This window comes from Mycobacterium sp. MUNTM1 (genome assembly GCF_054660795.1).
Genome location: NZ_BAAGDE010000100.1, coordinates 1 through 11,727 on the forward strand (window position 1 = coordinate 1; position 11,727 = coordinate 11,727).

At 68.6% G+C, this 11,727-nt stretch carries 7 protein-coding genes; 3 read left to right on the top strand and 4 right to left on the bottom strand.

Annotation, left to right across the window (positions count from 1 at the left end):
* Positions 1–82: 82 nt before the first annotated feature.
* Positions 83–1,222 carry an acyltransferase family protein gene (locus tag ACYQ8K_RS29255; protein WP_459974763.1) on the bottom strand — a complete coding sequence of 380 codons (1,140 nt, stop codon included), beginning with the start codon at positions 1,220–1,222 and terminating at the stop codon, positions 83–85.
* Positions 1,222–2,922, bottom strand: a complete 1,701-nt coding sequence (locus ACYQ8K_RS29260; protein WP_459974765.1) for a DEAD/DEAH box helicase — start codon at positions 2,920–2,922, stop codon at positions 1,222–1,224. The genes ACYQ8K_RS29255 and ACYQ8K_RS29260 overlap by 1 nt, the downstream gene beginning before the upstream one ends.
* Before the next feature lie 178 nt (positions 2,923–3,100).
* On the opposite strand from ACYQ8K_RS29260, the gene ACYQ8K_RS29265 reads away from it, so the two are divergent.
* The gene (locus ACYQ8K_RS29265; RefSeq protein WP_459974775.1) at positions 3,101–3,703 is read left to right on the top strand and encodes an LppP/LprE family lipoprotein; all 603 of its coding nucleotides are present in this window, start codon (positions 3,101–3,103) and stop codon (positions 3,701–3,703) included.
* A 60-nt stretch (positions 3,704–3,763) separates the two neighbouring features.
* The gene (locus ACYQ8K_RS29270; RefSeq protein WP_459974767.1) at positions 3,764–7,177 is read left to right on the top strand and encodes a TM0106 family RecB-like putative nuclease; all 3,414 of its coding nucleotides are present in this window, start codon (positions 3,764–3,766) and stop codon (positions 7,175–7,177) included.
* A 64-nt stretch (positions 7,178–7,241) separates the two neighbouring features.
* Here the strand turns inward: ACYQ8K_RS29270 and ACYQ8K_RS29275 are convergent, their stop codons facing one another.
* Both ACYQ8K_RS29275 and ACYQ8K_RS29280 read right to left on the bottom strand, forming a co-directional pair.
* Positions 7,242–8,219 (bottom strand): N-acetylmuramoyl-L-alanine amidase, encoded by a 978-nt coding sequence (locus ACYQ8K_RS29275; RefSeq protein ID WP_459974769.1) that lies wholly within the window; start codon positions 8,217–8,219, stop codon positions 7,242–7,244.
* Positions 8,220–8,684: 465 nt separating this feature from the next.
* Positions 8,685–10,676, bottom strand: a complete 1,992-nt coding sequence (locus ACYQ8K_RS29280; RefSeq protein ID WP_459974771.1) for an MFS transporter — start codon at positions 10,674–10,676, stop codon at positions 8,685–8,687.
* A gap of 273 nt (positions 10,677–10,949) precedes the next feature.
* On the opposite strand from ACYQ8K_RS29280, the gene ACYQ8K_RS29285 reads away from it, so the two are divergent.
* Positions 10,950–11,727, top strand: a 778-nt coding sequence (locus ACYQ8K_RS29285) for a hypothetical protein (protein WP_459974773.1), incomplete at its 3' end; no start/stop codon positions are given.

The following is an 11,727-nucleotide window of genomic DNA, read 5'->3' on the forward strand; positions in this document are numbered from 1 at the left end:
TCCACTCCGTCAGGAGGTCCTCCCACTTTCAAGCAGGCACGCCGTCAACAACCTCTCAGGTCACGACAGCTAGCCGGCGTCGTCAGTCCCGCACGCGGGTGAACCGGTGCAGCAGCCACGCCAACGGGATCGTCACCACCAGCGTCGCGACGTACAGGTACAGCATCGAACCGGTGTACACGCGCGCTCCGACGATGTAGTCCATCGCGAATTCCATGGTGATCAGGTGGATCAGGAAGATCTCGTAGGAGATCTCGCCCAGCCACAGCATCGGGCGGCTGGCCAGGATTCGCGAGTACCACCCGTGGTCGCCCAGCGCCAGCGGTGCCACGGCGAGGGCGGCGATGACGGCGTAGAAGCACGTCTTGAACAACGCCTCGCTCAGCGTCGCCGGGGAGGTCGTGGGCGCACCGGCGATGGGCGTGGACGCGATGAAATAGCAGATGACCGCCAGGGGGATGGCCACGAATCCGTAGGCGCGTACCCCCATCTCCTGCAGCACGGTCAGCATCATCCCGGCCAGGAACCACGCCAGATAAGTGGGCAGCCACAGCCGCGCGCCGTCGGGAAACCAGTGGTCGGTGTGCACCAGCACCAGCCAGGCCGGGCTGATCAGCACCATCCCCGCCAGCGCGGCCAGCACCAGTTTCGGCTGCCACTGCCGTCGGCAGATCACCACCAGCAGCAGGTAGGCCAGCAGCGGCAGGATGACGTAGAACGAGCCCTCGACCGCCAGGCTCCACATCTGCGTCAGCCCCTGGTGCAGGTACTTGCCCAGGTAGCCGTTGCAGTAGATCTGCGTCAGCGTCAGGTTGCGCGCCAACCCCAGCCAGCTGTGTCCGGGGTTCGGCCCGGCGTCGCGGTAGTGGTACAGCACGTAGGCGAACAGCACGGTGACCACGTAGGCGGGCATGATGCGCCGAACCCGGTGCCACGCATAGCGACTCAGCGACGGCGGTGCGCCGTCTCGCGCCGCCGACTTCACCCACGGACGGAACAACAAGTAGCCGGACAGCACGAAGAAGATCGGCACTCCGATCTCCATCCGGGAACCGACCAGGCCCCAATACCCGTGCGTGTACTTGCCGGTGGTGTAGGCCGCGTGGGTGCCGACGACGAGGAGCGCGGCGACCGCGCGGATCCCGGTCAGCGAGGCGACCCGGTCGACGCGGGAGGTCTGCTCGAGCCCGCCCTGGGCGTCTTGCTCTTCTGACAGCGTCATCAACCGTGTTTCCTGCGCGGCTTCCCACCGTCTCGACCGCGGGGCTTGTTGCCGGACGACCGCTCCGGCTGAAGGTTGATCAACACCCCCGAAATGCGGGTGTGCTCAAGCCTTTTGAAGGTGGACTTGGGCAACTTGGCCGGCAACTCCACCAGAGAGAAATCCGGTCCGATCGCGATGTGGCCGAAATCGCTGCGATGCAGCCCGCCCTCGTTGGCGATGGCGCCGACGATCGCGCCGGGGCCGATCTTGTGCCGCTTGCCCACCGCGATGCGATAGGTAGCGAATGGCTTTGCATTCCTTGGCCTTTCGGGGCGTTCGCGGCGTTCGGTGCGCCGCTCGCGGCGCTCCGGCGGCGGTTCGGGCGCCATCAGGAATTCCTCGCCGTCGCGGGACTGCAACGCCAGCGCGGCGGCGATGTCGGCCATCGGGGTGTCGTGCTCGCGTTCGTAGTCCTGCACCAGCTTGCGGAACAGCTCGATTCCGGGGGAACCCAGCGCGGTGGTGATGGAGTCGGCGAACTTGGCCACCCGCTGGGCGTTGACGTCCTCGACGGTGGGCAATTCGGTTTCGGTGAGCGTTTGGCGGGTGGCCTTTTCGATCGCCTTGAGCAGGTGACGCTCACGCGGGGAGACGAACAGCAGCGCGGTGCCCGAACGTCCGGCCCGGCCGGTGCGCCCGATCCGGTGCACGTACGACTCCGTGTCATGCGGGATGTCGTAGTTCAGGACGTGCGATATCCGCTCCACGTCCAACCCGCGCGCGGCCACGTCGGTGGCGACCAGGATGTCGACGCTGCCGTCCTTCAGGGCGGCGACGGTGCGCTCGCGCTGGCCCTGCGGGATGTCGCCGTTGATGGCGGCCGCGGAGAAGCCTCGGGCCCTTAGCCTTTCGGCGACCTCCTCGGTGGCCTGCTTGGTTCTGACGAAGACAATCATCGCCTCGAACGGCTCGACTTCCAGCACCCGGGTCAGCGCGTCCATCTTGCGCGGGCCGGCGACCTGGATGTAGCGCTGCGAAATGTTCTCGGCGGTGGCGGTTTTCGCCTTGGTGCTGACCTCGAGCGGGTCGTGCAGATACTTGGTGGTGATCTTGCGGATCGCGGGCGGCATGGTCGCGGAGAACAGTGCCACCTGCTTGTATTCCGGAGTTTCGGACAGGATGCGATCGACTTCCTCGGCGAAGCCCATGGTGAGCATCTCGTCGGCCTCGTCGAGGACCAGATAGTCGACGTGGGACAGGTCCAGTGTGCCGCGCTCGAGGTGGTCGATGACCCGGCCGGGCGTGCCGACCACCACGTGGGCGCCGCGCCGCAGCCCGGCCAGCTGGACTCCGTAGGAAGAGCCGCCGTAGATCGGCAGCACGTTGATCTTGGGCAGGTGGGCGCCGTACCGGCTGAACGCCTCGGCGACCTGCAGGGCCAGTTCCCGGGTGGGGGCGAGCACCAGCGCCTGGGTGGCGGTGCTGGTGACGTCGATCTTGGACAGGATCGGGATCGCGAAGGCGGCGGTCTTGCCGGTGCCGGTCTGGGCCAGGCCGACGACGTCGGAGCCCGCCATCAGCGCCGGGATCGTGGCGGCCTGAATGCCGGTGGGCGACTCGTAGCCGACGTCGGCGATCGCCCGCAGGACCGAGGGATTGATCTGCAGGTCGGCAAACGTGGTAGAGGCAGCCTCAGTCGAGCTGTCCGGGAGGGTCATCGTCCAAGGAGTCTAGTGGTGATCGCGAGCTCAGCGGACGCTGAGCGCTGCGGGTCACCACCAGAAGGCCTAGTGGTGATCGCGAGCTCAGCGGACTTGAGCAGTGCGGGTCACAGCCGGCAGGCCGATGCGGTGATCATCAGCACACCCGGCCGTGCCTGCGACGGCCCCGGACGCGATGACGGTACGGTGCCCAGATGTGTGGTCGTTGCCGTGTCGTACCGAGCCACTGACTGGCTCGGCCGCTGTCGCTCTCCTCGCCTTCACGCTGACCGGATGCGGGTCGGGGGACTCCACCGTCGCGAAGACGCCGCAGGCCAGGACGTCGGAGACCCCGTCGATCACGGCGCCGGCCACGCCGACGGCCGCCGCCCCACCCGGCAACGCCCCGCCGACGGATCCCTGCGCGGTCAACCTCGCGTCGCCCACCATCGCGAAGGTGGTGTCCGAGCTGCCCCGCGACCCGCGCAGCCAGCAACCCTGGAACCCCGAACCGCTGGCCGGCAACTACAACCAGTGCGCGCAGCTGTCGGCGATCACCATCAAGGCCAACACCAATGCGGTCGCCCCGACCACCCGTGCGGTGCTGTTCCACCTCGGCCAGTTCATCCCGCAGGGCGTGCCCGACACCTACGGGTTCAACGGCGTCGACCCGGCGCAGACCACGGGCGACACGGTGGCGCTGACCTATCCCAGCGGGATCAACGGCCTGAACACCGACGTGAAATTCCACTGGAACGGCAACACGGTCGAACTCATCGGCAACACCCCGGCCCACTGATCTCCGGGCACGCCCGCCCGGCACCGCGCTGGTGTCGGAGCGCTGACCTACAGTGGCCCAGTGTTGGTCTCCGGCGACAGCATCGTTTACAGCGCATCGGATCTTGCCGCCGCCACCCGCTGCGAATTCGCGCTCTTGCGGGACTTCGACGCGAAGCTGGGCCGCGGGCCCGCCGTGACCGTCGAAGACGAACTGCTCGCGCGGACGGCCGAGCTCGGTAGCGAACACGAGCGACGCGAGCTGGCCTCGCTGCGCGACCGGTTCGGACAGGACGTCGCGATCATCGGCCGCCCGGCCTACACCCCCGCCGGCCTGGCGGCGGCCGCCGACGCCACCCACCGCGCCGTCGCCGACGGCGCGCCCGTGGTGTATCAGGCCGCCATGTTCGACGGCCGCTTCGTCGGCTTCGCCGATTTTCTGGTGCGCGACGGCGAGCGGTACCGCGTCGTCGACACCAAACTGGCCCGCTCGGCCAAGGTGACCGCGCTGTTGCAGCTGGCCGCCTACGCCGACGCGTTGGCCGCCGCCGGCATCCCGGTCGCACCGGAGGCCGAGCTGCGGCTGGGCGACGGAACCGCGGTGCGGCACCGGGTTTGCGACCTGGTCCCGGTGTACCGCTCGCAGCGGGCCCGGCTGCAGCGCCTCCTCGACGAACACTACGCGAGCGGCGCGGCGGTCCGCTGGGACGACGAGGGCGTGGCAGCCTGCTTTCACTGTCCGCTGTGCACCGAACAGCTGCGGGCGGCCGACGATGTTCTCCTGGTCGCCGGTATGCGAGTAGCCCAGCGGGACAAGCTTTTTGATGCCGGCATCAGCACGGTGGCGCAGCTGGCCGATCATTGCGGACCCGTGCCCGACCTGGCACCCGGCACGCTGAACAAACTGACTATCCAGGCGAAACTGCAAGTCCGGCAACGCGAAACCGGTGTTCCCCAGGTCGAGGTCATCGACGCGCAGCCGTTGGCCCTGCTGCCCGAGCCCGACCCGGGCGACCTGTTCTTCGACTTCGAAGGCGACCCGCTGTGGACCACCGACGGGCGCGAGTGGGGGCTTGAGTACCTGTTCGGTGTCTTGGAGGCCGGCCCGGCGGGCAATTTCCTCCCGCTGTGGGCGCACGACCGGGCCGACGAACGCAAGGCGCTGATCGACTTCCTGGCGCTGGTGGCCAAGCGCCGCAAGCGCCGCCCCAACATGCACATCTACCATTACGCGCCCTACGAGAAGACCGCGCTGTTGCGGCTCGCCGGGCGCTACGGGGTGGGCGAGGACGAGGTCGACGAACTGCTCCGCAGCGGCACGCTGGTCGACCTCTATCCGTTGGTGCGCAGGAGCATTCGGGTGGGAGCGGAGTCGTTCAGCCTCAAGGCGCTGGAGCCGCTCTACATGGGGGCGCAACTGCGCGCGGGCGAGGTGACCACGGCCGCCGGTTCGATCACCTCCTACGCACGGTACTGCGACCTTCAGGCGGACGGCCGCGGCGACGAGGCCGCATCGGTGCTCAAGGAGATCGAGGACTACAACCACTACGACTGCCGGTCGACTCAGGAGCTGCGGAACTGGCTGATGTTGCGCGCCTACGAATCCGGCGTGGTACCGATCGGCGCCCAGCCGGTGCCCGACGGCAACACCGTCGACGACCGCGACCAGCTCGCTGTGACATTGGCCGCGTTCACGGGCACCGCCGGCGTCGACGACCGCACCCCGCAGCAGACGGCGGTGGCGCTGCTGGCCGCCGCGCGCGGCTACCACCGGCGCGAGGACAAACCCTTCTGGTGGGCGCATTTCGACCGGCTGAACTTCCCCATCGAGGAGTGGGCCGACAACACCGACGTGTTCGTCATCGAGCACGCGTCGGTCAGCGTCGGCTGGAACACGCCTCCTCGCGCGCGCAAACCGCAGCGGCGGCTGCAGCTGCGCGGCGAGTTGGCCCGCGGCGACTTGAAGAGCGACGTCTTTGCGCTCTACCATCCGCCGGCGCCGCCCGGCATGACCGACAGCCCGGACCGGCGGGCGGCCGGGCGGGCCACGGTCGTCGAGGCCGACGATCCGGCGGTGCCCAGCGAAGTTATCGTCCTCGAACGAGTTGGCGGCGACGGCAACACCTTTGACCAGGTGCCCTTCGCGCTGACGCCCGGGCCACCGATCCCGACGACGGCCCTGCGGGAATCGATCGAGGCGAGCGCCGCCGCGGTGGCCGCCGGATTGCCGCGACTACCCGACAGCGCCATCGTCGATGTGCTGTTGCGCCGCGCGCCCCGCGCGCGCAGTGGCGCCCCCCTGCCGCGCAGCGGCAATACCGTCGCCGACATCACCGCGGCGCTACTGGATCTGGACTCGTCGTACCTGGCGGTGCACGGGCCGCCCGGCACCGGCAAGACGCACACCGCCGCCCGGGTGATCCGCGGCCTGGTCGCCCAACACGGCTGGCGCGTTGGCGTGGTCGCGCAGTCGCACGCCACCGTGGAGAACGTGCTGGACTGCGTGATCGACGCAGGCCTGGATCCGCAACGGATCGCGAAGAAGCGCAACGACCACCGGGCCCCGCGCTGGCGGGAGATCGACGGTGGCGCCTACGCCGCGTTCCTCGCCGACACGCCGGGATGTGTGATCGGCGGGACCGCATGGGATTTCGCCAACGCCAACCGGATACCGCCGGGAAGCCTGGATCTGCTGGTGATCGACGAAGCCGGCCAGTTCTGTTTGGCCAACACCATCGCCGTGGCCCCGGCCGCCGCCAACCTGCTGCTGCTCGGGGACCCCCAGCAGTTGCCGCAAGTCAGCCAGGGCACCCATCCGGAGCCGGTGGACACCTCCGCGCTGGAGTGGCTGGTCGACGGTCAGCGCACCCTGTCCGACGAGCGCGGCTACTTCCTGGACCTCTCGTACCGCATGCATCCGGCCGTCTGCGCGGCGGTTTCGGCGCTGTCCTACGAGGACAGATTGCGTTCCCACGACTGCACCGCCGCCCGCCGCCTCGACGGGCACCAACCCGGCGTTCGGCTGCTTTCGGTTGAGCACCAAGGCAATTCGACCGAGAGCCCCGAGGAGGCCGACGCGATCGTCGCCGAGATCAACAGGCTGCTCGGCGCCTCGTGGACCGACGAACACGGCACCCGGGCGCTGACCGCCGCCGACGTGCTGGTGCTGGCGCCCTACAACGCCCAGGTGGCGCTGCTGCGCCACCGGTTGGCCGCCGCGAAGCTGGGCGACGTGCGGGTCGGGACGGTCGACAAGTTCCAGGGTGGACAGGCGCCGGTGGTCTTCGTCTCGATGACGGTGTCGTCGATCGACGTGGTGCCCCGCGGAATCTCGTTCCTGCTCAACAGAAATCGGCTCAACGTCGCGGTGAGCCGGGCCCAGTACGCGGCCGTGCTCGTGCGCTCCCCGTCGCTGACCGAGTATCTGCCCGCCACACCCGCGGGCCTGATCGACCTGGGCGCATTCCTGGCGCTCACGCAGCCCGAGCTGCGGTGACCGGCCTGACCGCGACGCGAAAAGTCTTCCAACAGGGATGAATGTGGCCCGCGGAGTCTGCGCGTCAAACTCGGTTGCGCATCGGTGAGAACCGCTCAACCTGCACGGGCGGGCCGTCTGCAGACGGCGGCGGTACGACGGCAGCGACACCGTTGATCACGGTAACGACTGTCCGGCTGCCACGCTCGACGTTCAGGGTGCCATGTTGAAAATTCTGGATGACCCACTGTGGCTCCTGAATTTCGGCGCTGGTCGGCAGCCCCAGCGCGCTATGTTCGTAGCCCAGGGCGCCCCACGCGGCGTAGATGGTGGCGGTGATGGGCTGCGCCCCGGTGGTCGGCGACCAGTACATTGCCCCCTTTTCGAAAATGACGTAGCGCGTGGCTCCCGCCCCGGTCGATTCCGACGACTGTGGTGCGCCCAGGGCGCTCTTCATGCCGCCCATCGCCTGCCACCGGTCATAGATGGCACTACCTTGCAGCGACTGCGCCAGATCGTCGGCGCTGGGGCGCTTGTTGAACCGCGCCGCAATGTCACGAATCTGGTTCATCAACGGGAATCCGAGGTTGCCGGGGCAATCGGTATCGCCGACGTCGCGGTGAGCGAAGATGCACGGCAACCCTACGCTGGCGCCCTGAGGAAAGCGGGTGTAGGGGCCGCCGTCCGATGTCAACGCGACGCTGCCCTGCGGGTCGACGCCATCCAGTGCCAGCCGCCACCCGAGCAGGCGCCCCACGGTACGCAGCTGAACCGGCGTAGGGGCTACCGCGTCGAAGTCTCCGATCATGCACACCGCCCAGGTGTTGCGGTTGAATCCGCCGGTGTGGGTGCCCAGAACCGGTCGGGTCATCCCGCCGAATCGGCCCTCGAATATCTGACCGTACTTGTCGACCAGCGCGTTGTAGGCGATGTCCGACCAGCCCAGAGTGCGGGTGTGGTAGTCGTAGATCGACCGCACAGTCGCCGCCGAATCCTGCTGCGCGTATTCGTTGACACCGGCGGTGTGGTGCACGACGGCTGCCTTGATTCCGTTGTCGTACATCGGTGCTCGGCGACGAATCGACTCATCGGCGCCCCACCCGGCCCGACTGATGATATTGAGGTCCTGCCCCGGCGCTTCGACCGCCGAAACCAAGGACGTATCAGCTGCCGCCGCCGGCGGTTGGACCAGACCTGATGCGGCCGTGCCCAAACTGAGCATAATCGGCGCCGCCGCAGCATATTTGAAGACATCGCGGCGCGAGAGAGACGGTGTCGCACTGCACCCACACCGATCACGCACGGCGCCACGATAGCCCTTGGTCACGCCATTCCTCGCGCGACCCGCCGGAGCCTAATGCTGTTGTAGACGAAGGGTTCGCAGCGCCAGGCGATCCCAATCGACCAGCGGACACAGCGGCAAACACTCCGACGGCTGACGGCCGCCGAGAACATCCCTTGCGATGTTGCCAGGTAAAGCGCTGCCGCACACGGCTTTTCGTGGCGCCGTTGCGCTCTGAATCGACGGCTAACCGGTTGACGAGTGCCGGCCCGAACCGGTGGGATCGTCGTCCGGATCGGAGCGGTGATGGTAACCCCGCAGCGATTCACCGTCGGTGAAGTGCAGGCCAGTCGATCCGTTGTGATGGCGGCGCGGCGGCCGGGTCGGCCGATCACCGGGCGGCATGGATCTCGGTGAGCGCCGCACCGCCACCTGGCGAAGGCGCTTTCCGGCATCTACGTGAGAACCGTTGTGGGCGTAGCCGATTGGTTGAGCCTGCGCGGCGGGGCCGCGTCGCGGCACTCCGGTGGACGCCGGGCGCGGGCGTTCGACCGGCGGCCGGGGCGGCTCGGGATCGCTGCCCCGCTGGGCGTCGGACTCGCGCACCAGGACGAATTCCACATACTCGTCGTCGTCGTAGTCGTCGTCGACGATGTCGTCGTCGGGGCCCAGCGGATCGTCGCCGCCCGTGCCATCGCCCCTGCCCGCCCACGGCGCGGAGCCGACCAGGAACAGCGCGGCGATGATCCCGAACAAGGCGATGAACGCCGGCAACAGCACCGACTGCGACATGGCGGCCGCGAACGGTTCGCGCAGGAACCCGGGCAACTGCAGGGCGAGCGCGTCCTCGCCGGCGGCGTCCCCGGACGGCTGCCGCGGCATCTCGGCACTGATGCGCCACGTCATGAACGCGGCCATGCCGGCGCTGCCCAGCACCGCGCCGAGCTGGCGCACGGAGTTGTACACCGCGGAGCCGGCGCCGGCCAGGTGTGGCGGCAGGTTGCGCGTCGCGGTCGCGGTCAGCGGCGACCACACGAAGGCCATCCCGACACCCATCACGAAGAACGGCACCGCCAGCCGCCAGATCGGTGTCGTCGGCGCCATCTCGAAGGTGATCCACGTCAGCGCGATCGCCAGCACCGAGAAGCCGAAGCCGAGCACCGGCTGCGGGTGGTATTTGTCGACGATCTTGCCGACGAACGGCGCGAAGACACCGTTGGCGATGGCCATCGGCGCGATCAGCAGGGCCGAGCGCGTCGGCGACAGCCCGCACACGGCCTGCGCGTAGAACGTCAGCGGCAGCATCATGGCCGTCGCGGTGAACGAGATGATGGCGACCCCGACGTTGCACAGGCTGAAGTCGCGGTCGCCGAAGATGATCAGCGGAATCAGCGGCTCGTGGGCGTTCAGCGCCTGCCAGAACGCGAAGGCCGTCATGAACCCGACGCCCGCGACGATCAACGCCCAGATCCAGGGCTGCCAGTGCGCGGCCTGCCCCTGCTGCAGCCCGAACACGATCAGGAAGATGCCGATCCCGGACAGCGCGACCCCGATCAGGTCGAAGCGATGCGACTGCGTGGGCAGCACCGGAATCAGCCAGTACGCCAACGCCAGCCCGATGACGCCGATGGGCACGTTGACGAAGAAGATCCACTGCCAGCCCAGCCCGTCGACCAGGACACCGCCGGCCAGCGGGCCCACCAGGCTGGCCACACCGGCGGTGGCACCCCACAGACTCACCGCAACGCCGCGCCGCTCCGACGGGAAGATCCGGGTGATGGTCGACAGGGTCTGCGGGGTGAGCAGCCCCGCGCCGACGCCCTGCACGACGCGCGCCGCGATCAGCATCGCGGCGCTGCCGGCCAGCCCGCACCACACCGAGGAGGCGGTGAACACGACCAGGCCGAACAGGTACAGGTTCTTCGGACCGAACCGGTCGCCCAGGCGCCCGGCCACCAGCAACACGACCGCATAGCCCAGCAGATAGGCGCTGGTCACCCAGACCACGGTGTCGTAGCCGATGCGCAGGCTGGCCATGATGGTCGGATTGGCGATCGCCACGATGGTCGAGTCGACCATGATCATGAAGAAGCCGATCATCATCGCCCACAGCGGGTTCCAGGGGTTCTGTGACTGCGGCGAGCTGCGGGTGAAAAAGTCCCAGCGGTTGGCGGCCCGGGCCGGCCCCGATCCCGCGCGTCCCGTTCCTCCAGGCGTGCGGGGCGTAGCCGTGGTCATCCACCCCACCTCGTTTCGCTTCCCGACGATGCTGTTCAGCCGTATCGGCCCGGCTGGTCGACCGGCCCAGCCCACGCAGGTGATACACCACGCGAGGGGCGCGGTAAACAGCATGAAGACCGGCGAACGGCACGGGCCGCTCGCAGACATCCAGCCTGATTATTCCCGGTGAGGCAATAGGCCGGCAGCCAAGGACCCGGTCGGGGCGCATAACGCGGCAGTATTCGTCGCGGGCGCGTTAGCCTGGGGGAACGCCATCTGCAGGAGAGAAATATGCGGGCTCGACGGAAAAGGTCGCCGAACCGGTTCTTCACCATGCCCAACGCGGCACAGCAGCCGACCGCCAACAGCGGTCGACCCAAGATGTCCGCGCGGGCGTTGGCGCAGGTCATCGAGCGGAGCTCGTGGATACAGGGCCCGGCCGCCGAGGCCTATGTGACCCGGCTGCGCAACGCGCACCCGAATGCCGGCCCGGCCGAGATCATGGCCAAGCTGCAGAAGCGATACCTGGCCATCGTGACCGCCGGCGGCGTTGCCGTGGGGGCCGCCGCGACCGTTCCCGGCATCGGCACGATCAGCGCCCTGTCCGCGGCCGCCGCGGAAACGGTGACGTTCCTGGAGGCCACTGCGTTCTTCGTGTTGGCGATGGCGGTGGTCTACGACATTCCGGCCGATCACCGGGAACGGCGCCGCGCGCTGGTGCTGGCGGTCCTCGTCGGCGACAACAGCGAGCACGCCGTCGCCCAGCTGATCGGCCCGCGCCGGACCAACGGCGGCTGGATCTCGGAGAGCCTGGCCGCCCTGCCGCTGTCGTCGATGTCGAAGCTGAACTCGCGGCTGCTCAAGTCGTGGGTCCGCAAGTACACCCTGCGGCGCGGCGCCCTGCTGTTCGGCAAATTGCTGCCGGTCGGAATCGGGGTCGTGGTGGGCGCCGTCGGCAACTATCTCGCCGGCAGGAAGATGATCCGCAACGCCAACAGGGCGTTCGGCGCCCCGCCCGCGCGCTGGCCCCGCGCGCTGCATCTGGTGCCCCCGATCCACGAAGCCGGCT